Origin of the sequence: Empedobacter sp. UBA7248 (assembly GCF_002472945.1) — a bacterium.
In the GTDB taxonomy this organism is placed as follows: Bacteria; Bacteroidota; Bacteroidia; order Flavobacteriales; family Weeksellaceae; genus Empedobacter; species Empedobacter falsenii_C.
Genome location: NZ_DKSU01000005.1, coordinates 382,280 through 407,762, shown reverse-complemented (window position 1 = coordinate 407,762; position 25,483 = coordinate 382,280). Strand labels below are relative to the sequence as shown.

At 31.9% G+C, this 25,483-nt stretch carries 17 protein-coding genes; 8 read left to right on the top strand and 9 right to left on the bottom strand.

What is annotated here, in order from left to right; all coding sequences use genetic code 11:
• The first annotated feature begins 8 nt into the window (after positions 1-8).
• From B4A23_RS04235 to B4A23_RS04200, 8 genes are all read left to right on the top strand, one after another.
• The gene (locus tag B4A23_RS04235) at positions 9-2,726 is read left to right on the top strand and encodes a helix-turn-helix and ligand-binding sensor domain-containing protein (RefSeq protein ID WP_291117242.1); all 2,718 of its coding nucleotides are present in this window, start codon (positions 9-11) and stop codon (positions 2,724-2,726) included.
• Positions 2,727-2,904: 178 nt separating this feature from the next.
• A complete protein-coding gene (locus B4A23_RS04230; RefSeq protein ID WP_291117239.1) occupies positions 2,905-5,835 on the top strand; it encodes a SusC/RagA family TonB-linked outer membrane protein in 2,931 nt (976 codons plus the stop codon).
• A 19-nt stretch (positions 5,836-5,854) separates the two neighbouring features.
• On the top strand, positions 5,855-7,288 hold the full coding sequence (locus tag B4A23_RS04225) for a RagB/SusD family nutrient uptake outer membrane protein (protein ID WP_291117236.1): 1,434 nt from the start codon (positions 5,855-5,857) through the stop codon (positions 7,286-7,288).
• On the top strand, positions 7,288-8,628 hold the full coding sequence (locus B4A23_RS04220; protein ID WP_291117233.1) for a glucoamylase family protein: 1,341 nt from the start codon (positions 7,288-7,290) through the stop codon (positions 8,626-8,628). The genes B4A23_RS04225 and B4A23_RS04220 overlap by 1 nt, the downstream gene beginning before the upstream one ends.
• 10 nt (positions 8,629-8,638) lie before the next feature.
• Positions 8,639-10,885, top strand: coding sequence for a glycoside hydrolase family 3 N-terminal domain-containing protein (locus B4A23_RS04215; protein ID WP_291117230.1), 2,247 nt, complete (start codon positions 8,639-8,641; stop codon positions 10,883-10,885).
• A gap of 88 nt (positions 10,886-10,973) precedes the next feature.
• Positions 10,974-11,813 carry an endonuclease/exonuclease/phosphatase family protein gene (locus B4A23_RS04210; RefSeq protein WP_291117227.1) on the top strand — a complete coding sequence of 280 codons (840 nt, stop codon included), beginning with the start codon at positions 10,974-10,976 and terminating at the stop codon, positions 11,811-11,813.
• Between the two features lie 5 nt (positions 11,814-11,818).
• Complete coding sequence (locus B4A23_RS04205) at positions 11,819-13,273, top strand: glycoside hydrolase family 30 protein (protein ID WP_038330446.1); 1,455 nt, start codon at positions 11,819-11,821, stop codon at positions 13,271-13,273.
• Between the two features lie 104 nt (positions 13,274-13,377).
• The gene (locus tag B4A23_RS04200; RefSeq protein WP_286512951.1) at positions 13,378-14,229 is read left to right on the top strand and encodes a carboxylesterase family protein; all 852 of its coding nucleotides are present in this window, start codon (positions 13,378-13,380) and stop codon (positions 14,227-14,229) included.
• An 80-nt stretch (positions 14,230-14,309) separates the two neighbouring features.
• Here the strand turns inward: B4A23_RS04200 and B4A23_RS04195 are convergent, their stop codons facing one another.
• The 9 genes from B4A23_RS04195 to B4A23_RS04155 are packed head-to-tail and all read right to left on the bottom strand — an operon-like array spanning position 14,310 to position 25,471.
• Entirely contained in the window at positions 14,310-15,050 is a 741-nt protein-coding gene (locus tag B4A23_RS04195; protein WP_291117223.1) for a rhamnogalacturonan acetylesterase, read from the bottom strand.
• Between the two features lies 1 nt (position 15,051).
• Entirely contained in the window at positions 15,052-16,026 is a 975-nt protein-coding gene (locus B4A23_RS04190; RefSeq protein WP_291117220.1) for a pectinesterase family protein, read from the bottom strand.
• The gene (locus tag B4A23_RS04185) at positions 16,023-16,925 is read right to left on the bottom strand and encodes an alpha/beta hydrolase (RefSeq protein WP_291117217.1); all 903 of its coding nucleotides are present in this window, start codon (positions 16,923-16,925) and stop codon (positions 16,023-16,025) included. Before B4A23_RS04185 ends, B4A23_RS04190 begins: the two co-directional genes overlap by 4 nt.
• Complete coding sequence (locus tag B4A23_RS04180; protein WP_291117214.1) at positions 16,909-18,576, bottom strand: glycoside hydrolase family 28 protein; 1,668 nt, start codon at positions 18,574-18,576, stop codon at positions 16,909-16,911. Before B4A23_RS04180 ends, B4A23_RS04185 begins: the two co-directional genes overlap by 17 nt.
• Complete coding sequence (locus B4A23_RS04175; protein WP_291117211.1) at positions 18,576-19,343, bottom strand: rhamnogalacturonan acetylesterase; 768 nt, start codon at positions 19,341-19,343, stop codon at positions 18,576-18,578. Before B4A23_RS04175 ends, B4A23_RS04180 begins: the two co-directional genes overlap by 1 nt.
• Before the next feature lie 44 nt (positions 19,344-19,387).
• On the bottom strand, positions 19,388-21,016 hold the full coding sequence (locus B4A23_RS04170; RefSeq protein WP_291117208.1) for a glycoside hydrolase 43 family protein: 1,629 nt from the start codon (positions 21,014-21,016) through the stop codon (positions 19,388-19,390).
• A gap of 5 nt (positions 21,017-21,021) precedes the next feature.
• Positions 21,022-22,236, bottom strand: coding sequence for a glycoside hydrolase family 88/105 protein (locus B4A23_RS04165; RefSeq protein WP_291117205.1), 1,215 nt, complete (start codon positions 22,234-22,236; stop codon positions 21,022-21,024).
• 10 nt (positions 22,237-22,246) lie between these two features.
• The gene (locus tag B4A23_RS04160) at positions 22,247-23,230 is read right to left on the bottom strand and encodes a DUF4861 family protein (protein WP_291117202.1); all 984 of its coding nucleotides are present in this window, start codon (positions 23,228-23,230) and stop codon (positions 22,247-22,249) included.
• Positions 23,231-23,260: 30 nt separating this feature from the next.
• Complete coding sequence (locus B4A23_RS04155) at positions 23,261-25,471, bottom strand: pectinesterase family protein (protein ID WP_291117199.1); 2,211 nt, start codon at positions 25,469-25,471, stop codon at positions 23,261-23,263.
• Positions 25,472-25,483 lie beyond the last annotated feature (12 nt).

The window sequence follows — 25,483 nt, the reverse complement described above, 5'->3', positions numbered from 1 at the left end:
ATTGCACAATGAGAAGCTTATTTATTCTATTTTTACTTGTTTCCACTTATAGCAAATCTCAATCGTTTGCGCCAATTATTTCGAATTACTCTAAAAGCGAATATTTGGGCGAATCGCCTATTTGGGATATTACAGAAAATCAAAAGCAAGGAAGAGTATATTTTGCGAACAATCGAAATATCTTAGAATATGATGGTAATTTTTGGGAAAAATATTCGCCAAATAGCTTAACAATTATACGTTCTGTTTTTACAATGAATAATGTATTGTATTCAGGTGCATTAAATAATTTTGGGTATTGGAAAACGATTGAAGGAAAGAAAGTTTATATTTCAATTTCAGATAAATTCAAAAGTTTTGAAGGGTTAGAACAAGAAGAAATCTGGAAAATATTTTATCATAATCGTTCTATTTATTTTCAATCGTTCAATTACCTTTTTCAATTTGATGGTAAAACAGTTAAAAGATACAAATTACCTGCGCTTTCCTCTTACGTTTATTTGGTGAAGGGTAAAATGTTAGTAGCCACTATTTCTAAAGGTATTTTCGAATTTAAAAATGGACATTTTGAGCCGTTATTTGAAATTGAAAAAGGTAAATCAATTGTCATTCATGGAATAGAAAAATATGATAATGATTATTTAGTTGGTACACTAACAGAAGGAATTTTTAAGTATAATAAAACAGCTGGTTTACAAGAGTTCAATGTGGAATTCAATAAAATGCTAAAGAATTATTTAGTGTTAAAAATGATTAGATTAGAAGATAAATTAATCATTGGAACATCAAACAATGGGATTTATGTATATGACTTAAAAACTAATTCTTACAAAAATTACAATCAAAACTCTGGATTAATCAGTAATACAATCCAAAATATAAGAATAGATTCTAAAGGAAATGCTTGGCTTGGAACGGACAAAGGTATTTCGAAAATAGAATTGAAAAATAAAACTCAACTATTATATGATTATAATGGTCATTTAGGAAATGTTTTTTCGTTCGATTTTTACAAAGACAATATTTTGTTGGGAACAAATCACGGATTTTATAATTATTCGAATACTCTAAACCAAACAAATTCAGTTCTCGAAAAAGGTTTGATTTGGAATGTAACAAATATTGATAATACAATTTATGTTTCGGATAGTTGGGGAACTTACATTTATTCAGGATTATTGAATAAGATTTCTTCTACAAATGGAGGTTTTAAATTGATCAAATATGGAAATAAATTATATCAATCATCTTTTACAGGAATCAATGAATATATGCAAGGTTCTCATGAAGAATCTACTAAAGTTTCTAGTTTAACTATTCCAATTATTGATTTTATTATTGTTGAAAATAAGATTTTAGGAACAGGAAAAAATGGTGGTTTGTATTTATTTGATCTTAAAAATAGAACAGGAAAGGAGATATTTTACCAACATAAAAAATTAGTTAATCCGCAAACTATTCTCGAAGATAATAAGGTTTTTGTACTGATTGACGATCAACATTTAGTCCGTTATGATATAAATAAAAATTTATTTTCTGACGAGAATTTAGATTCGAAATTAAAGAATATTAATCGAATTCGTTATTTAAAGGAGAATCGCTATTTAGTTGAAGCGGATAATATTCTGTATTATTCTAAAGTGGAACAGAATAAATTGATTCATTATTTAATTCCAAAAAAATTGTATGATGGAAAATTAGTTGATGACAATTTAACGGCTAAAATCAACGATCAGTTTTTATACATTAACCTCGAAAACGGATTATTGAAATATGATTTAAAATCTATACGTCGCGAATTACCAAAGGTAAAAATTAAAGCAAAAATCAATCAAACGGTTTTGAATAATGAACCTAATATTGAGTATTCAAATAATTATATAGATTTTTATGTTTCAATTTTGAATGATGATTTTGCAAATTATCAATTGTATTATCAATTAAATAACTCTAAAATTCAACCGCTTAATCAGCCTATAATTAATTATAAACAATTAGAAAGCGGTTCATATCAATTGTCTATTTATGCTCTAAAAGATGGAAATTTTGTGGAGTTGAATCATTTTGATTTTCGGGTTAAGAAGATTTGGTATTTATCAAATTTGATGATATTATTTTATATTTTATTAATTGTTGGATCGATTTTAGCTATTTATAAATATAACAGAATGAAGTTGAAACAAAGTTTCAGAATTAAACAAAAGCAATTTGAATATGAATTGAATTTGATGGAAATGAAGCATCAACAAGAGTTAAAAGAATTGAATCATCATAAAGAAAAACAATATTTAGAAACTTCTTTACAAACGAAATCTACAGAATTGGCTGGACAAGCTTTGAAATTAGCTAATCAACGTGCTATGATCTTAGAAATTAATCAATTGTTTTCTCAATTGGAAATGAATGAAATCAATAAAAAATTAAAAAAGAAATTTGAGAAAACGTTTTCGGAATATAGTTACAACAGAAATGAATGGCAAAATTTCGAATTAAATATTCAGGAAATTCACCAAGATTTTATTAAGAGATTAGCTGAGAAATATTCTAATTTAACAGCAAAAGACTTAAAACTGTGTGTTTTCCTTCGAATGAATTTATCAACCAAAGAGATTGCTCCTTTAATGCACCTTAATTATCGATCGGTAGAACTACAACGATATAGATTACGCAAAAAAATGCAAATTCCTTCTGAAATAAACCTAAATAAATATATGATTAATTTTTAAATATCGGAAAATAAATTACATCATAACTACATCATATTGTAAATTTAATATCACATAATTATTTGATATTTAATATAATATATTTTGTTTTTTAAGAAAGTTATTCTAACCGAAATTATTACTTGTTAATCAAGTGTTAAAACATTCTATTTTTGAAATAACCATTTATTGAAATAGAATGAAAAAATATTTTCTTCCATTATTTATTCTCGGGTCTTTCTGTGTAAATGCCCAAGTTACTAACGATTCTATACAGATAGGAGATCCTTTCGAAAGTGATTCTATTATACTAGATCAAGCCGTTGTGGTTGGATATGGTACTGTTAAGAAATCAGATCTTACATCAGCTGTGTCATCAGCTAATGCTAAAGACATTACGCAAATTGCAAGTACAACTGCCATGCAGTCTTTGCAGGGGAAATTAGCTGGTGTTAATATCATTAATACAGATACTCCAGGTGGTACACCAACTGTTTTGGTTCGCGGAATGGGTACAGCCCTAGGAGGGAAAGCTCCTTTATATGTTGTGGATGGATTAATTGTTCCAAATATTAACAATATTAATCCAAATGACATTGAAAAAATTGATGTTTTAAAAGATGCAGCATCTTCAGCTATTTATGGAGTTCGTGGTGCAAACGGTGTAGTTGTTGTAACAACTAAACGTGGTAAAACAGGAAAGATTAGAGTTAATTATGATTCATATATTGGAGTAAGAAATACTATGAATATGGTAGATATGGCTGATGCTAATCAGTACATAACTTATTTTAATGAACAAAGAAAAGCAACAGGAGGTTCTTTGATTTCTACAAATCAAAAATATAACACGAATTGGTTTGATGAAATGTTAACCACAGGACAATTAATTAGTAATAATGTTTCGTTAGCTGGCGCTGGAGAAAATATTAATTACATGTTCAGTATTAATAATTTCGAAGAGAAAGGAATCTTAGAAGGAAATAACTTCAAAAGAACAACTGTTCGTAGTAATAATGACTATAAATTGTTTGATGGAATCTTAAAGATTAAACAAAATGTTAGTGCTACTTTTTCTAGAGAGAATCCTAAACCATATGGAGCATTTGATGTAGCTTACCGTCAATCACCATTGGTTCCTGTAAAATATGATAACGGAAGATGGGGTTTACCAATTTTTAATACAACAACAGGAGAAGTAACATATGTTGCAAAACCTGGAGAGGTGACAAGTAATTTGAACTCTCATGGTAACCCAATGTCAACATTGTATTATGATAATCAAAAAGCTAATTCTACTACACTTCAAGGAAATATAGAAGCAGAGTTGAAACTTACAAAAGGGTTAACAGTAACTTCTCGTGCTGGAGGAACAAAATATTGGTACAAATACAGAGAATTTAATCCAATTAAAGAAAGATGGATTGCTGGTAACCCAATTAGAACTGCTGCTGAGTTTGAAGGTTTAAAAGCGAAGAATCCTGCGAGTTCAACTTATATGAATAACTCTCTAAATCTAAATAATGTAGAAACATTTAGATGGTCATGGGAAAACTTCGTAACATTTGATCGCAAATTTGGAGATCATTCGTTCAATGTTGTTGCGGGAGTTTCTGCTGAAAAAATGGGTATTGGTCAATATTCAGATATCACAGTATATGATGTTCCTGATAAAGAACAATATTGGTCAGCTCATCATGCTTCTGGACAATACAAAGCTGCAATGGATCAAAATAATTATACTCCAATTGCTTTTGCTTCTTATTTTGCTCGTTTACAATATAATTACGCAAATAAATACTACGTTTCAGGAATTATTCGTAGAGATGGTTCAAGCCAGTTTAAGAAAAATAAAGAATATTGGGGAACTTTCCCATCAGTTTCTGCCGCGTGGAATATTTCTAATGAAGAATTCTTAAAAGATAGCAACGTAATTTCTTTCTTAAAACTTCGTGGAGGTTGGGGACGTTTAGGTAATGCTGATATACCATTTAATTATACAACAATTTCTACTTCAACAGGTAGCAGTAATGTGAATTATGTTTTTGGACCTGGTCAAGATTTAATTTTTGGAGCATATATAGGAGCTCCTGCTGTTAATGTTTCATGGGAAGTAGTAGATGAATGGAGTACAGGTTTAGATTTCGAGTTATTGAAAGGTAAATTATCAGGAAGTTTAGATTACTACAACAAGACAACGAAAAATGTAATATTGAATGTAACATCTATTTATTCAGGACCATATGAAGATAACTACAGAGATCATGCTGCAAAAGTAGTAAATCAAGGTTTTGAAATAGCATTAAATTATCGTAATCAAACAGCTGGAGGATTTAGATATTCGATTGGTGGTAACTTCAACTACAACGAAAATGAAGTGAAATCTGTTAAACAAGGATATTCTGGAATGACAGGAGGTTCTTTAGGAAATGGACAAATTGCAAAACGTTTAGAAGCTGGTCAACCACTGGGTTCTTTCTGGTTATATGAAGTAGAAGGTGTTTGGCAAACACAAGATGAAATAAATAGCAATGCTCATTTATCAAGTGCTCGCCCAGGACATTTACGTTACAAAGACCAAAATGGAGATGGAGTTATTGATGATCGTGATAAAAAATTCATGGGATCATATATTCCAAAATATAACTATGGAATTAATGTTAGTTTAGAATATAAAAACTTCGATTTAACGATTAGTGGTTATGGAGCTGGTGGTAATAAGATTTACAATGGTATCAAAAACACACGTTTAGGAGGAGAAAATATAACAGTTGATATGTTCAATGATCGTTGGACAGGAGCTGGTAGTACAAATTCTCATCCTGGAGCGGAGCGTGATCAAGTTGCTTCTTCTTATTATTTAGAGAAAGGTAATTACTTCAAATTAAGTAACATGACAATAGGATATAATTTTAGAGATAAAATTGATTTTATCAGAAACTTAAGATTATATGTTAGTGCACAAAATGTATTCATGATTACGAAATATTCAGGATTTACACCGGAATTAACTTTAGATAATGTAAAAGGAAAACGTTACGACGGAAGTCCTTATGGAACAACAGGAATGGATTTCTCTGCATATCCAAATGTTAGAACATTTTTAGTTGGATTAAACGTAGAATTCTAATCTAGAAAATTTTAAAAAAATGAAAAAAAATATATTTAAAATAGTAACATTAGCTTCTATTCTTTCAATCGGAACATTAAGTTCTTGTACAAGTGATTTTTTGAATGTTGATTCTCAAGAAAATATTGCAATTGATGATCAAGCTTCTCAATCTCCAGAAAAATATGTGAATGGTATTTACGGAATGTTTACAGATTGGGATTATGCATTCTCTTGGTTAGGAGTTACTGAAATGATTTCTGATAATGCAGATAAAGGAAGTTCTTCTACAGATAATGGTGGAGATAAACGAGATTTAGACGAATTATTACATAGTTCTACAACAGGTTCTATCGAAGCAATGTGGAAACGTTTTTATAAAACAATTGGTAGAGCGTCATATTCAATAAAATATACGACAGAATCATCAATTACAGATGCAGAAAAAAATAGATTAATTGGGGAAGCAAAATTTTTGAGAGCTGTTTCTTATTTCTATTTGGTTCGTATGTTTGGAGATACTGTGATACAAGAATTAGATGTACCTGCATCTTATGCACTACGTAAACCAAAAGCAGAAGTTTATGCATACATTGAAGCAGATTTATTAGATGCAATATCAAAACTTCCTACTAAAAATGAGTATGCTGCAAAAGATTTAGGACGTGCAACAAAAGGAGCTGCTCAAGCTTTATTAGCAAAAGTATATTTATACCAAGGAAAAAATCAACAAGCATACGATATGGCTACAACTGTTGTTAATTCTGGTATTTACGATTTAGAAAGTGATTACGCAACAACTTGGAGAAAAGAAACTGAGAACGGTAAAGAATCTTTATTTGAAATTCAAGCTCGTGGAGATGCTGTTGCACATGGTGTTCAACAATATTCAGAAACTCAAGGTGCTCGTGGTACTGGAGGTTGGGGATGGGGATTCAATGTTCCTTCTCAAAATTTATTAGATGCTTTTAATGCTGAAGGAGATGCAATTCGTCGCGATGCTACAATCATTTTTAGAGGTGAAACTTTATATGACGGTCGTTTAGTTCCAACTTCTGTAGAAAACCCGATGTATAACGAAAAAGCGTATTCAAGTGCGAATCTTGGTTCTGCTGATGGTGACAAAAATATCCGTGTAATTCGTTTTTCTGAAGTTTTATTAATTCAAGCTGAAGCCGCAAACGAGATTGGTCAAGACGCTTTAACACCTCTTAATCGCGTTAGAACACGTGTTAAATTAGCTCCAGTGGCAAATATGTCTAAAGATCAATTGCGTTTAAAAATCTGGAACGAAAGACGTTTAGAATTAGCATTTGAGCATGATCGTTGGTTTGATTTAGTTCGTACTGGTCAAGCAAAAGAAATGATGGCGAAAAATGGTAAAACTTTCGTTACTGGAAAACACGAATTGTTCCCAATTCCAAATGGACAAATTATTCAAACTCCAACAATGACTCAAAACCCAGGTTGGTAATGGTTAAATTAAATAAAACAATAGTTACTTGCGCTCTTTTATGTGGCGCAAGTGCTTTTGCTCAAGCAAAACAAGAAAATAAGCTGTTAGATAAAGTTCAGAAACAGACGATTCAATATTTTTGGGATTATGCTGAACCTCATTCAAAATTAGCTCGCGAACGTTTTCATCCTGATGGTTTTTATCCAGAAAATGATTCTAACATCATTACAACAGGAGGAACTGGATTTGGTTTAATGAGTTTAATTGTTGGTATTGATAGAGAATTTATTCCAAGAAAAGAAGCAACTGAACGAATTTTAACAGGATTGAAATTTTTACAAAAAGCAGATCGTTTTCATGGTGCTTGGCCACATTGGTTGAATGGCGAAACAGGAAAAGTAAAAGCTTTTAGTACTTACGATAACGGAGGTGATTTGGTAGAAACTGCATTTCTTGCTCAGGGTTTAATTTGTTTGAAAGAATATTTCAAAGATTCTAAAAATGAGAAAGAAATAGAGATTTCGCAATTAGCTGATCAACTTTGGAAAGAAATCGATTTCAATTTTTATACACGTGGAGAAAATGTGTTGTATTGGCATTGGTCACCAAATTACGAATGGAAAATCAATTTTCCATTAAAAGGATTTGATGAAACCTTGATTACGTATGTTATTGCTGCGGCTTCTCCAAAATATTCGATCAATTCAGAAGTTTATTACAACGGTTGGACGAGAAATGGGGATATAAAATCAAATGATTCTGCATATGGAGTTCCATTGATTGTTAAACATAATGGAGCTGATAAAAATGTAGGTCCATTATTTTGGGCACAATATTCTTTTATTGGACTTAATCCGAACAATTTAATAGATGGAATTGGTATTGATTATGGAAAAGTGGTGAAAAATCAAGCAAAGATTCATTACATCTACAATCAACAAAAAACGGAGAGTTTCAAGAAGTACAAAAAAAATATGTGGGGATTAACAGCAAGTTATACCTTCAATCCAGATGGAACAGAAGGTTATACAGCTCATTCTCCATTAAATGACAATAATGTAATTACGCCTACAGCAGCATTATCATCTTTTCCATATACACCAAAAGAATCTATGGATTTCTTGAAGTTTATTTATGAAAAACAAAACAAAAGCTTGATTGGAGTAGCAGGTCCATATGATGCGGTTGATGTAAAGAATGATCGAGTGATTACAAAATATTTGGCGATAGATCAAGGAACAATTACACCAATGATAGAGAATTATCGCTCTGGATTATTGTGGAAATTGTTTATGCAAAATGAAGATGTACAAAGAGGTTTAGAAAAATTGAAATTCAAAACGACAGCCTCGAATTAAAATCAAAAAAATGAAAAAACTAATTTATTCAATTGCTTTCTTAGGATTAGCATTCAATACTTATGCGCAAAAAATAAAGTTTGATAAATCAAAATCGAAATCAGAATTTATTGATTACGTAATGGGTCAAATGACGATTGATGACAAAGTAGGGCAGATGGTACAATATACCTATGACGGAGGTGATGTTACAGGATCTGCAATTGATAAAAATTATATAAAATACACGAAACAAGGTATGATGGGGTCTGTGTTTAACGCAACGACAACAGATATTACCAAAAAATTACAAAAAATAGCTGTTGAAGAAACACGTCTTGGAATTCCATTAATTTTTGGATATGATGTGATTCATGGATACGAAACTATTTTTCCAATTCCACTTGGAGAAGCTTCTTCTTGGGATTTAAAAGCAATTGAAAAATCGGCTCGAATTGCTGCTGAAGAAACAGCTGCTGGTGGAGTTCATTGGACTTTTGCCCCGATGGTTGATATCGGTTTTGATCCTCGTTGGGGGCGTGTTTCTGAAGGTGCAGGTGAAGATACTTTCTTAGGAAGTAAAATTGCAATTGCGCGTGTTAATGGTTTTCAAGGTAAAAGTTTATATGATTTGAATACCGTTTTAGCGTGTACAAAACACTTTGCAGGATATGCTTTGGCGCAGGCTGGACGTGATTATGGAACGGTAGAAATTTCGGATCGATTCTTAAGAGATTATATTTTACCTCCTTTCAAGGCTACTGTTGATGCTGGTGCTGGATCTTTTATGACGTCTTTCAACGAAATTGGAGGAGTTCCTTCTACAGCAAGTAAATATTTGTACGATCAAATTTTACGTAAAGAATGGAATTATAAAGGCTTTGTTGTAACAGATTATACTGCGATTCAGGAATTAGTTCCTCATGGAATTGCAAAAGATTTGGAAGAAGCAACTCTAAAATCGGTTGAAGCAGGTATTGAAATGGATATGATGAGTGGTGCTTTTCTTAATCATTTACCGAAATTGGTAAAAGAAGGAAAAGTAAAACAAGATGTGATTGACACTGCAGTTCGTAGAATTTTGGAAGCAAAATATGACTTAGGACTTTTCGAAGATCCATATCGATATTCAAATTCAAAACGTGAGAAAGAAACGGTAATGAAACAAGAGTTTTTAAATGAAGCTCGTGATGTTGCACGTAAATCAATGGTTTTATTAAAGAATGAGAAACAAATTTTACCATTAAAAGAATCTCAAAAAGTTGCAGTAATTGGTCCATTAGTAAAAGATGAGAAAAATATCATTGGAAACTGGGCTGCACGTGGAGATCGTTATGGAAAAGCATGGTCTGTTTGGGAAGGGTTGAATGATGTTTTAGGTAAAAATGCAAAAATTACTTATGCACAAGGAACAGAACTTAATTCGTCTAAAACTGATGGTTTTCAAGAAGCAATTAATATAGCGAAAAACTCAGATGTAATTGTTGCTGTAATGGGCGAAAACGAAAACCAAACTGGTGAAGCGGCTTCTCAAACAAATATAGATTTACCAGGAAATCAAAAAGAATTATTAAAAGAATTAAAGAAACTTGGTAAGCCAATTGTTTTAGTTTTAATGTCTGGTCGTCCAATGACAATTTATTGGGAGAATGATAATATGGATGCAATTTTATATGCATGGTATCCAGGAACAATGGGAGGTTTAGCGATTACAGATGTTTTGTATGGTAAATATAATCCTTCGGCTAAAACACCTATGACATTCCCTCGTTCTGTTGGTCAAATTCCAATTCATTACAATCAAAAAAATACAGGTCGTCCTTATTTAGGAGAAAGTGATGCAGAGCAAAAATATAAATCTCGTTACACAGATTCTCCAAATTCGCCTTTATATCCATTTGGTTACGGTTTAAGTTATACAACGTTTGATTATAGTAATTTAAAAGTGAATAAATCAACAATGAAAAATGGAAAAGATGAAATCAAAGTAACTGTAAATGTTAAAAATACAGGAAACTACGATGGAGAAGAAGTGGTACAATTATATGTTCGTGATTTAGTAGGAAGTGTAACGCGTCCAGTTCGTGAATTGAAAGGTTTTGATAAAGTCATGATTAAGAAAGGAGAAACAAAAACAATTACGTTTACATTAACTCCAGAAGATTTAAAATTCCACGATATCAATATGAACTATGTTGCAGAAGCAGGAGATTTCGACATTTTTGTTGGAGGAGATTCTAACGCTTCACTTAAAACAAGTTTTACTTTAGTTGATTAAATTCCTCATATATAGTTAGAAATTTAGTTTTATTTCTCAACCAAGTAAGTATGTAAGTGCTTACTTGGATTTTTACAAAAATTCACACATGAAAAAATATATTAGTTTAAGTTTAGTTTTAATCATGACAATGATAGGTTTTGCTCAACAAAATTTATCAATTATGTCTTACAACATTAGATTAGCCTCTGTTGATGATGGCGCAAATCATTGGAATATTCGCAAACAAAAATTGGTTGATTTAATCAAATATTATGACGCTGATTTTGTTGGTGTACAAGAAGCTCAAGTTCCTCAACTAGATTTTATCAAACAAAATGATTCACAATTAGATTTTATTGGAGAACCTCGTTCAAGTGATAAAAATGCTGAATATTCGGCGATTTTTTACAAAAAAGATCAATACAAAGTTTTAGAACAAAAAACAATGTGGTTGTCAGAAACGCCAGAAAAAGAATCAAAAGGTTGGGATGCAGCATACAACAGAATTATCACTTATGGATTATTTCAAGACAAGAAAACAAAGAAGAAATTTTGGGTAATCAATACTCATTTTGATCACGTTGGAAAAGTTGCGCGTCAAAAATCGTTAGAATTAATCGATCAATTAATTCATGATTTAACAAGTAAAAAAGATTATCCAGCATTTTTTATGGGAGACTTTAACATGAATCATGATGATGCTTCTGTAAAATATATTCAAAATAAATATTTAGATACTCGCCTTAATGCGCAAACGGTTTATGGACCAGATTTTACATGGGAAGATTTCAAATTCAATGTAAAAGGAACGGAAATTTTAGATTACATTTTTTACAAAAAGAATGCAAAAGTAACATGTAAAAGTTTCAATACGATTGATGATTTCTATGAGTTCAAATATCCATCAGATCATTTACCAATTTTAGCCAAATTTTTAATTCAATAATAATTATGACAAAATCACATTTGAAATATCCTGTTATTGCAGGTTTGCTGTTAAATTATTTTGCCGTAAATGCGCAAGATTTTAAATTATCGAATAAGAAAATCGAAATATATACAACTGCAAAAAATACTAATCAACGAATTACAAAATCAACAGATAAAGTAGCAGTCAAAAAATTTCCGCAACCAAAAGAAACGGATATTGCGATTTTTATTGATCCAAAACGTAAATTCCAAAAATTTGAAGGAATTGGAGGTGCAATCACAGATGCTTCTGCGGAAGTTTTAGCAAAATTGCCAAAGAAAACTCAACAAGAAATTATCAAAGCTTATTATAGCGAAAAAGAAGGAATTGGTTATTCATTGATTAGAACAACAATAAATTCGAGTGATTTTTCGAGCGATAGTTACACGTATGTAAAAGACAATGATAAAGAGTTGAAAACTTTTGACATTGGACATGATCTGAATTATAAAATTCCGATGATAAAAATGGCAAAAGCGGAAATGAAAGACGCTTATCGTTTATATGCAAGTCCTTGGAGTCCGCCAGCTTGGATGAAAACGAATAACAGTATGTTGAAAGGAGGTTCTTTGAAACCTGAATATTACCAAACTTGGGCTAACTATTTTGTGAAATTCATCGAGAATTATGAGAAAATTGGTTTACCAATTTGGGGAGTTTCTATTCAGAACGAACCAATGGCGACGCAAACGTGGGAATCTTGTATTTATACAGCTGAAGAAGAACGAGATTTCTTGAAAAAGAATTTAGGTCCGACTTTCCACCAAAAGGGATTAAAAGATAAAAAAATTATTGTTTGGGATCATAACCGAGATTTAATTTATCAACGTGCTTCAACTATTTTGAATGATCCTGAAGCTGCTAAATATGTTTGGGGAGTTGGTTTTCACTGGTACGAAACATGGAACGGAAGTGTAAATTTATTCAATAATGTAGCGTTAACTCACGAAGCTTTTCCAAATGTTAATTTAATTTTTACAGAAGGTTGTAAAGAACAATTTGATTACAATCAAATGGGAAATTGGGCATTGGGTGAAAAATATGGTTACAATATGATGAATGATTTTAACTCAGGTACAGTTGCTTGGACAGATTGGAATGTTTTGTTGGATGAAAAAGGAGGACCAAATCACGTAGGAAATTTCTGTTTTGCACCAATTCATGGAGACACTAGAAATGGACAGGTTACGTATACAAATTCGTTTTATTACATCGGTCAATTCTCAAAATTTATTCGTCCAGGTGCGCAAAGAATTGCGGCATCGTCTAATCGTTCAGATTTAATGACGACTTCTTTTGTAAACAAAGACGGAAAAGTTGTGGTGGTTGTGATGAATCAAACAGATAAACCATATCAATATAATTTATGGATAGAAGGAGAAGCTGTTGAGGTAAATTCGCAAGAACATTCGATTAGCACAATCATTATTTCGTAAAAAAATAGAATAATTAAAGGGAAAATTATTTATAGTAAATTGCTTGACAAATTGACGACGTAAGAAGTTAAAGTCAAGCAATTTTTATTTAAAATAGAAGAAAAATGAAATATTTAGTTGCCTTATTTTTAATGATAAGTTATACATATGCGCAGAAAACGGTAGTATATGATAAAAAAAATAATTTAGCGTTTGATATTTATTATCCGAAAAACTATAAAGAGAATCAAACCTATAATGTATTTGCTTGGGTACACGGAGGAGGATTTTCAGGAGGAACAAGAGCGGATAAAGAAGAAATTGAACGAATGAAAGATGCTCAAGAAAGAGGTTTCGTAGCTGTTTCTATCTCGTATAGATTATTGGCAAATTCTTCGGCTGGTTTTGGTTGTGATTTACCAAAACAAGAAAAGTTGATGATTTTTAAAGAAGCCTCTTTTGATGTTTTAACTGCGCTAAATTTTATTCAAAATAATTCAAAAGAACTTAAATTTTCGATTAATAAATTAATTTTAGGAGGAAGTAGTGCAGGAGCAGAAACTATTCTAAATGCTTATTATTTGAGAGATTTATGGTACGGAAATCAATTCAATCAAGTTAAAATTGATGGATTAGTAAGTTATGCCGGAGCGATTGTAGACGACCGTTATGTTACAAAATCGAGTGTTTTGCCAACAGTTTATGTACATGGTTTAAGCGATGATGTAGTACCAGCTTACAATGCGCCGCACAGAAGTTGTTTGGATAATCAACCAGGTTTTTTTCCTTTAAATGGTTCTGCTACTTTAGAGGATTTAAATAGAAAATATAGTCAAGCATCTTTTGCTATTTTCTCTAATTCAGGAAAACATGAATGGTCTGGATTGAGAAAACAATATTTGGATGAAGTTTTCAATTTTATTAATCAATCAATAATTGGAAATAAAAAAGTAAATAATCGAATAATTGTTGACTAATAATTTTTAAAAAAAATATAAAAATACCCCTCTTCAAAATTTTTTGTTGAGGGGTATTGATTTAAAATAAAAACTAAAACTTATTTTTTAATATATTTCTCTAAGCCAATATTTAGCTTGATCAGTTCTTTAACCGCTAATTTCGAAACTTCTTCGGCTCCAAGTTTTGATAGATGCGTATCATCGTCTTTACCTTTTGGATAATAATCAATTTCATTTGGTTGATAATGTAAATGCAATTTTTTAGAGTTTTCTGGACCATATTTTATTTCCAATTTCTCTGTTAAATATTGCATATCAACAAACGGAACATCTAAATCTTTTGCAACATTTCGCACAATCAAAGGATATAAACCGTGTGTATCAACCAAAACGTTTTTTTCATTAAAATTTCGACGAACAATAGAAGTCATTAAAATCGGAATAGCACCTTTTGCACGCGCTTCTGTAACATATTGTTCCAAATTTGCGCGATATTGAGTGACAGGATTTGTGTAACGAACAGAGTCTTCAATTTTTTGATCGTTATGTCCAAATTGAATGATTACATAATCACCTTTTTTCAATTGATTCTGAACTTTTTTCCATCTTCCTTCTGTTCTAAAACTTTTGGAACTTCTTCCATTTGTCGCATGATTCTGAATTTCTAAATCAGAATTCATTAACTCAGGCAAAAGTTGTCCCCAGCCATGTTCAGGATTTTTAGTTGGATTATCTTTATTCGCCATTGTCGAATCTCCAACAAGAAATAGGGTTCTTTTTTGAGCGAATGATATGCTGAAAAATAGGCATAATACCGTTGATAAAATTATTTTTTTCATGTTAATTTTGTTTTGGATTCCATCCATTAAAAATATTCTCGATGGTATATTTTTGTATTTCTTTTTCGGTTAATTGATGCGACCAATTTGCTCTTTTCTGAGGACTATTTCCTAAACCTTTACTTTTATATTCTGCATAATAAGCCGTTTTTTCTTTATCAGGAAACATTGCATCACCTTTCCATTCGTTCCAACCTATAGGAAGAATATGTTTTCCCATTTCGGTATGTATAAAAACTGTTTTGGCAAAAGGACGCCAAGGTCTTCCCAAATAAACTTTTGTCAAATTGTCTTCTGCAATAAGTCTACAATTGAAAAAGACATAACCAAATTCTCGCTCTTGATGTGTTGCCGAAGCTGTAATATAAGAATTGGCTAAACTTTTTATAGTACATTGCTCAAAAACGGCAATTGCTTCACCAAAAATAAAATCTGTCGTTCCTTCGATATAACAATTTTGATAATATTGTCGACTTCTATTTGTGGCTGTGTACAATGTATCTTGACATCCTAATAATCGAATATTTTTTGCCACAAATTTATCGCCTTCCACATGCAACGCAACAGCTTGTCCTTGGTTACAACTTTCGTTTTGAATCGTAAGATTTTCTAACTGAATATCATCTGCTTCAACCAAAAAAGTGTAGGAATTATAGGTTGTCATTTTTTGATTGGTTAAACCATCTATTTTTCCAGAAAAATCATTGTTCGTGATAATAGTTTTCTCCGAATCTTCACCTTTTATCGTTATTTTATGTTTCCAAGAAGGAATTCTAATTTTTTCGTGATAAACACCATTTTTAACAAGAATTAAAGCTTGATCAGGTCCTAAATCTCTCAAAGAATTAATAGCTTCTTGAATAGATGTAAAATCTGCTTGTTGATCTTTTGCAACAGTAATTGTTTTGTATTGAGCATTTACATTGATAAAGATGAAATGTAAACAAACTATAAAAATGAATTGAATGATTTTCATTTGTTGAATCGTTTCGTTAAAAAATCAATAATGTAGTCTTTCGTTTCATCAAACCAAGGATTCATCAACCAAAAAGAATGAGGCGAATTCTTAATTTCGTATGCTTCATTTAGAATATGATAATCATTTAATTTTTTCATCATATCATCTCTACCAGCTCGAAATCTCGGTTGCGAACTATTGATAAATAGAGTAGGAGGCGTTTTAGAAGTAACATATTGTAAAGGTGAAGCTTCTTTCCAAAGTTCAAAATTATCTTGTTTCGTATAACCGAAAAAATAACTGGCATAAGTACCTTCTTCAGCTTCGGGATGAATAAAAGAAACAATTCCATCAACATTGATAATTGCAGCAATTTTCTTTGATTTTACGCCGTAAAGTGTTGCCAATTGAGCACCTGCAGAAGCGCCAAGAATAACGATTTTCGATTGATTGATTTTATATTTTTTACGATTCTTTATCAAATAATTAACTGCGTCATCCATATCTTCTAAAGGAGCTGGATATTTTGCAACATCACTTAATCTATAATTTATTGCCATTGTTACAAAGCCAGCTGAAGCCAACGTTTGAGCCATTGGTTTTTGATTTTCTTTGCTACCCGAAATCCAACCTCCACCATGTACAAGAACAATTGCTATAGAGGGTTTAGTTTGATTTTTTGGTTGATAAATATCAGCTTTTAATTGATGTTTTTCTTGATAAATTATATCCTCAAACGCATTAATGTTTTCAAAGTTTTTCGAAGAAATCGGCGTAATAAAAGGGTAATTTTTCTTTAATTTTTCGTAAGTCGTTTCGATTGTATAAGGCGAAGCCTTCGGTCTCTCAACTTGACCGAAGGCTATCACCATATGCATCATAAAAACAAACAAAATCTTTTTAATTGATAACTGCATTCTTTTTGACTTCTTTAGAACTTGTTACATTCTTCTTATCAAATGCTTTTGGTAACTTGATTTTATCAGATTCATTACCAATAATCTTAATTTCTGGAGTTGTAGCAGACTTGAATTCAGTAGTGCTTAAATCAACATTTTTACTGTTAAAAATTGTTACCGCTTTTCCATCTTTGTAATTGAATTTTACATTTTTCAGTTGAATTCCATCAGCGTCAATAATACTTAAAGCTTTTTTCGTGTCGAAAGTTGAATTTTCAACCACAATATTTTTAATATTCATTTCAGCAAGTCCCATGATAAACAAAGCTTCGTGAGAACTTACGACATTAATATTTTTGAAAAATATATTTCGAATTGTTGGGGTTTCCTCTGTTACAGGAACTTTTTTATCATTCCTTTTTTCGTCATCTGCATTTTGATCATCTTCTACAATCGGAGAATTTCCTTCGTAAAACATGTTAAAACCAATTGCTTGTGCAGGAATATTAATCATATCAATATTAGAGATATAAATATTTTCGATTAATCCACCACGACCACGAGTTGTCTTGAATCTTAAACCAATATCTGTTCCGATAAAAGTTGCACCAGAAACATGAACATTACGAACGCCACCAGACATTTCACTACCAATTACGAATCCGCCGTGCGCATGATAAACTGTGTTATTTTTGATAATGACATTTTCAGTAGGAATTCCACGATCGCGACCATCTTTATCTTTTCCAGATTTGATACAAATTGCATCATCACCAACATCAAACGTATTGTTGTAAATCAACACATTTTTACAAGATTCTAAATCCAATCCATCTCCATTTTGAGAATACCAAGGATTTCTAACATTCAAATTTCGAATGATAATATTCGAACTCATTAACGGATGAATGTTCCATGCTGGTGAATTTTGAAACGTTGGACCATCTAAAAGTACACGATCCGAATTGACAATGCTAACCATTACTGGACGTAAAAAATCTCTTACTTTAATTAGATCTTCTTTGCTGATTTTATCAGGAACATTAAAATTAGAACTGCTGATATAACCTAATTTAGAACCTTCGCTTGGAAACCACGTTTTTTTATCATCCGATAAAACTCCGCCAGACGCAACTAGATTTTTCCATTGAGAATCTGTCATTTTACCCTTCTTTACAAAACGCCACGCATCACCATTTCCATCGATTGTTCCATTTCCTGTAATCGCAATATTCTGCGCATTTTTTGCAGAAATAGGAGAAGCAGTACGTGTTGTATTTAATCCTTCAAAACTTGTTTCAACTAAAGGATAATCGTTAAAATCTTTACTAAAAATCAATAAAGCGCCATCTTCTAAATGTAAATTGATATTACTTTTAATTTCGATAGGACCACTCAACCAAATTCCGCGCGGAATAACAACTTTTCCTCCACCTTTTGCACTTGTTTCTGAAATAGCTTTGTTGATTGCTTCTGTATTTTTGAAAATTCCATCCGATTTTGCGCCATATTGAGCAATTGAAACAATACGATTTGGGAACGAAGTTTCTTTTACTTTCGGCATATTAAACTCAATATCCTTGTAAATATTCTCATCAACTTGAGCTGATAAATGAGTAGAACAAACAATTGCTAACGCAACTGTAAGTAGTTTTATGTATTTTTTCATTATTTAATGTTTTTGTTTTGAATGATAGTTTTGAATTCTTTGAAAACAATTGATGCGACAGCTTTTGCGCCTACAATTTGAAAATGTGTGTTATCTTTTTGTCCATTTGGATAAGCATCGTACAAATTCGCTCCAAAATTCATGAAATAGGTTTTTGTTACATATTCTTGTCCTTTTTGGCTAAAAAAATCCATTGATAATTGATTCAAATCTAAGAATGCAACATTTTTTTCTTTTGCAATTTCTTTAGCGACAAATGGATATTCGCCATGTACATTTTCTAACTTTCCATTTTTCCAAGGATAATTTCTTGCAACGGGACTTAGAATAATCGGAATTGCACCTTTTTCTCTCGTTTGATCCACATACAATCTTAGAAATTCTTTATAACCTTCTAAGTTTACAAATCGTTCTGGTTTATCTTCGGCGGCATCATTATGTCCAAATTGAATCAATACATAATCACCTTTTTTTAGTTGTGAATAAACCTCTCGCCATCTACCTTCTTGAAAAAAAGTACGTGTACTTCGACCTCCTTTTGCTTTATCCTTGACGATGATATTTTTATTCGCTAAATGTTTCACATCTTGTACGCTATCTTTTGCAAAAAATGGTTGAAATTCTTGTCCCCAACCAGCAATTGGATATCTGTTTTTCATATAGTTTTTGCCAGGATCATAATCGCCTGTATAATCTGCAACAGTTGAATCTCCGATTAAGAAAATTGTGATTGATTTTCCTTTTTGTGCATGACAAAAAATTGACATAGTAATGAAGCAAATTAAAGTATATAAAAATTGTTTTGTCTTCATTATTTCTCGTTTTTATCTATTCTGAACCAATCAAAATCAGCATAACCACCACGTTTTGCATCTTGAGAACTTATACTATACACGCCAACTTTTGCTCCAATCCATTTTCCTGGTTTAGCTTGAAATGGTTCTCCAATTGATGTGTATTTTTTTCCGTTTTCACTAAAACTAAATTGACAAATTCCGTTTGGTTCGCTCACTTTTACTTTCAAGAAAACTTCATTAGTTGATAATTTTACTTCGGATAGAATTTTTTCTGGATTATTTTTCTCTGCTTTTTCTGCACGAATCAATTGTAAATAATAGCCATCTTTTTTATTTGTGATAACCAAAGATTGATAATCTGTTCCCATGATTAATAAACCAGCAGTTTTCCCTTCTGTAGCATCTTCAGGCGTAAGTTTTACTTTTGTTGAAGCTGTGAAATTTGGTGCAGGAAATTTCTGCGTTAACAAATTAGGAACCGTCCAAAGATTATTCGAATTTTCAGGAACTTTGATCGAGAAAAGACGAAGAAAATTTTGATTTGCTAACTTACTGTACCAAACAATTGAAGGATTTGCGCTCCATTGCCATTGTAATCCGATATCATTTCCTTTAAAATTATCTGTTTCTGAAGGATTTATAATTTCAGATTTATTGGAAATTGTAGGTTTTTTATATGTTAGAACTGGTTCTCCAATTCCATTTTTATCTTGATCTACACCAATAAACGGCCAATCGTTGATCCACTTCATTGGTTGAAGATGAACAATTCGTCCGTAAGTATCTGCATCTTGAAAATGATAGAACCAATCTTCTCCATTTTTTGTATCCACCCAAGCACCTTGATGAGGTCCATTGACAGTTGATTTTCCTTGTTCTAAAACAATTTTTTCATCATAAGGTCCATAAATATTTTTTGAACGTAAAACCAATTGCCAACCAGTAGCTACACCACCTGCAGGAGCAAAAATATAATAAAAACCGTTGCGTTTATAAACTTTTGGTCCTTCGACAGTTGGGTGATTTTCGTGTCCATCGAAAATGTGTTTTCCTTTATCTAAGACTTTTGTTCCTTCCGCATTCATTTTTTTGATTGTCAAAAGGCTTTTTACACCAGCGCGACTTCCTGCCCAACCATGTACGATATAGGCATTTCCGTCCTCATCCCAAAACGGACACGTATCAATAATACCTTTTCCTTCTTCAACTAAAATTGGATCTTCCCATTTCCCGAAAGGATTTTTGGTTTTGACCATGTAAATTCCGAAATCTGGATCGCCCCAATAAATATAATATTCGTTGTTATGAAATCGGATACTTGGCGCCCAAACACCATCGCCTCTTTTTGGCGTGCTAAAATGTTTGATAGGAAAAACATCGGGTAGGGCATGATTAACCAATTTCCAATTAATCATATCAGTTGAATGTAAAATTGGTAACCCCGGCGCTTCATTAAAACTGGAAGCCGTCATGAAAAAATCATCACCGACACGAATTGCATCAGGATCAGAATAATCTGCATATAAAATAGGATTTTTATACGTTCCGTTTCCTAAATCTGATACCCAAACATTTGATTTTTGAGCCTGTATTGGCAAGAAATTTAATCCTAAAAATGATAGGAGAATTAATGTTGATTTCATGGCGACTAACGATTTAATTCTAATGCAGCTAATATAAATGGTCCAGTTCCTTTTGGATCATTTGCTCTTATTTCTTCACTAATGTAATATTCGTATGAACCATCGCGATAAGGATTTCCACCTAAACCTGCAACAGCACAACATTTTTCTAAACTTACAATACCTTTTTCATCTACTTGAATAAACTCTTTTAAAATTCCATCAAATCCATTTTTGGCATTTTTCATGTATGATTTTGGCAAATAACCTTTGTTAACACCTTTTGCTAACGTATAAACGTACATCGAAGAACCTGTTGCTTCCAAATAATTTCCTGTTCTATTTTCTTGATCCAAAACTTGATACCAAGTCCCCGAAGAATGTTGAACCTTCACAATCGCTTCTGCATATTGATTAAGGTATTTGATTAATTTATCACGACCTTGATAATCTTTTGGCAAATAATCTAACACATCAACCAAAGCCATTCCGTACCAACCCATTCCTCTCGACCAGAAATGTTGAGAAAGACCTGTTGTACTATTTGACCATTTTTCTTTTCTACTTTCGTCCCAACCGTGATAATATAAACCAGTTTTTGGATCGCGGTTATATTTTTCGATTAAGTCAAATTGTAAAACAATTTTATCGTATGATTTTTTTGCTTCTGTTGCGCTCTGAAATTTTGTTGCATATTTTGCATGAAAAGGTTCGGCCATATAAACACCATCTAACCACATCTGATTTGGATAGATTTTTTTGTGCCAATATCCGCCTTCCGTTGTTGTTGGTTGTTGTTCTAATTGCTTATCCAACGTTTCCATTGCAATTTTGAATCGATTTTCTTTTGTTTTTTCGTATAAATCAAAAATTGCGTCGCCAGATTTGATCATATCTAAATTATAATTCTCGAACTTATACGTATCAATTTTTCCGTTCGAATCAATCATTCTATTTGCATAATCGTAGATATAATTATAGATAGTTTGGTTATTTGTTTGCTCATATACTTTGTACATAGCGTCTAAAACCAATCCATTTGTATAACTCCAACGTGGTTTTTTTTGAAAATCTAAAAGTGTAGGATCAGGGAAACGAATAGTTTCTGAAATTGCCATTCGTTCTGACCATTTTAACTTTGGATTGACAAGAATATCTTCTGTGTTTTTTTTCTGACTGATACAAGACGTACTCGAGATTATCATCAAACCACAAACCGTTGTTTTTAAAATATTTTTCATTATCAACTATTTATAAACGATTAGACTTTTCTAATTGAACTAATTTCGAATTCAAATCATTGTAGAATTCAGTTTCATTTTTAAGTCCATTTGGCTCTTGTGCCCAAGCTGCCAAAATATAATATGTTATTGTTTTGGTTGTCGGTTTGAAAACGATTAAATGATCATCTTTTCCGTCTACTAATTTTTCGACCTCATCCGATTTATAGAAAATTGCCATTCCAAGCAAATCATTTTTGTCAACTAAAGTTTGTTTTCCGTAGGTTGCGATATATCCCCAACTTCCATTTGCGCTTTTCTTTTGCTGCAACGGAATATTTTTGAATTTCACCAAACCAGTTGTTAAACCATTCGTTAAGACAGAAGTTTTCAATTCAAACTTAGAAAAACGATCGTAAGGATAAATCGAAACTTTTGCTTTTACATTTGTTGTATGATCTGCAGTTTTCCATTTAGAATAATCAATTTCAAAACTTGAAACATTTTTACTATTTTTTACTTTGACATATGTATTTTCAACTTGATGCAAATGCGCAACAGTATCATTCACTAATCGCCCAAAACCACCAATTCCAAGCGATTTCCCAGCTTTCAAGATATCTTGTCCCCAAGGAAGAGGTTCGTGATAAGAATCAAAACCATCTTGTCCAACATCTTGCAAAACTTGTGTTTTTACCTTTTTCCCGAAAATATCAACCGCATTTCTCCAATCCAAATACAAACGATAACCAACATTTTGATTTTCCCAACCTGGACCTTCGTATCGAATATCGAAAGCATGATCGGTATGCTGAGGATCAAGTGTATGTTCTTGTACATTTCGAAATGTTCCGCCTTCATATTCTTTATGACCTCTTTTTCCATCTACCCATTTTCCACCTTCTTTTATAGAAATTTCGGAATAGGTAAATCCATTGTTTTGATGTTGAACCAATCTGTTACTACAAGAAGTGACAAGGATTAATGTTGTTATTGTGGCAATAATTTTTTTCATACGTATTAATTTTTAAAATTAGTAAGGAGTTTAATTGACGATCCAATCACCCAAAACATTATTTTTAGAGAATGCTAAAGCTTCTTGAGCAGTTAATTGACGACTCCATTTAACTCTTTTATTTGCGATGTGTTTACCTGTAGATTTGTATTCGGAGTAGCGTGTTGTAGATTCATTTGCAACTTTTCCCCAATTGTTCCAACCTTCTGCTTTAACAGACAAATCCATGTCGCAATTGATAAAAGTAGTTTGAGCAAAAGGTCGCCAAGGTCTTCCCAAATGATGAGAATCTTGATTGTTCCCAGAAATCTTACAATTCTCGAAAACGAAACCGTATTTCTGATCTTCTGTCGTTGATGCCGCTGTAATGTATCCTTTCCCTTTATTATTTAGCTGACAGTTTTCAAAATAAGCGGTTCCTGCTCCGAAAATGTAATCGACTGTACCTTCGATGTAACAGTTGTTAAAATATTGTCTGCTTCCGCTTTTTACCAAATACAATGTATCTTGATTTCCTAAAAACCGACAATTTGTAAATTTTATTTTATCTGCATCAACGCGAACAGCAACAGCTTGTCCAACTTCGCCTGCGCTATTTTCGAATGTTATATTTTCGGCTGAAAAATTGTCTCCAAAAATAAAAAATGAAGCTGAACCAGATGTTCCAATTTCTTGACCAATATTATTTAATTTTGATGCGTAATCATCATATGTCAAAATGGTTTTGTATTGATCTTCACCAATAAAATTAATCATCGTTTTAGAAGGAGGTAAGGTAATTTTTTCTTTATAAACTCCATTTTTAATCAACACTTTTACAGGAACTCGACTAAAATCGGGTAGTGCAGCAATTAATTCTTGAATAGTTTTGAATTGACCTGAACCATCTTTCGCTACAATAAAATCATAATCTTTGACTTTGTTATTCGCTGAATTAATCTTTTCTGAAACTAAAGACTCTGCATAAACTTCTAAATTGGTATATTGACTTGATAGATTGTAACCGTTTGCATCATTAATACCAACTTTCAAATTATTTCTTTTTTCCCATTCATCGTCCATTCCATCTTGATCTGTATCTGTAGAAATATTGTATGTTTTTAATGTAGGAAATCCACCAACTTCTGTTTGACTATCTATAATTCCGGTCATATTTTTTGGATATCCGTTTGTTAAATAACTAATTAATCGATTGTCAACTTCATCGCGTTTTAAACTTGCTCCAACATGTGCTTGAACCATTTTGTATGCATTTTCAGCAGAATGAGTGATAATTTCATTTTTGCCAAATTCAGTTTCAGCTTTTCCTTTTAATGGCTCATCGGCTTGTACACCGCCATTCCAGTTATTTGCTGTTATATCAGCATAACCTTCTACAAAATTTCCATTGACATAAAATTTACCATATGGAATAGAAGGATTTACAATTCTATTTTTATGTTTTGTGGCTGGACCAGATTTGAAATAATTATTAATCAAATTATATTTTCCATTTTCTCCGCCATAAATAGAATTTGCGCCCCAATTAAAAATCACATTATTACGAAAATCAACCATTTCATCTTCAGGATTCACAGTTGATTCTGAACCGCTAAAACGAGGATTTCGACTATTGTTACTCATAATTAGATTGTGATGGAAACTTGCAGGCTCACCACCCCAAATTCCACCATAACCATGCGCTCCTTTTATATGGACAGATTTATTAAGAGCTTCTGATATGATAGACCATTGAATTGTAAGGTTTTTGACACGATAAAACGAGATGTTTTCGTCCGTAGCCCAACTAACTGAACAATGATCTATGATTATATTTTGTGCATTTCGACCACCCAAAGCATCACCTTCTACTTTTGCTAAATCGCCTAAACGAAATCTCATGTAACGAATAATTACATTATCAGATTTGATGGTTACAGGATAATTAGAAACGGTAATACCATCTCCAGGAGCAGTTTGTCCAAGAATAGAAATGTTTCCATAATTAATATCCAAAGGAGATTGCAATACAATGTTTCCAGAAACAGCAAAAACGATTGTTCTGCTCAATTTTTTCTGAATTCCGTATCGTAAACTTCCTTTACCAGAATCGTTGAGATTTGTGACAATATAGACTTCTCCACCTCGTCCACCAGAACTATACCTGCCATATCCTTCGGCAGAAGGAAAAGCAGGTAAATTCTGTGCAAATAAACATGAGTGAATTAAAAATATAAATGTAATTGCGATGTGTGATTTCATTTTTTATTGTTT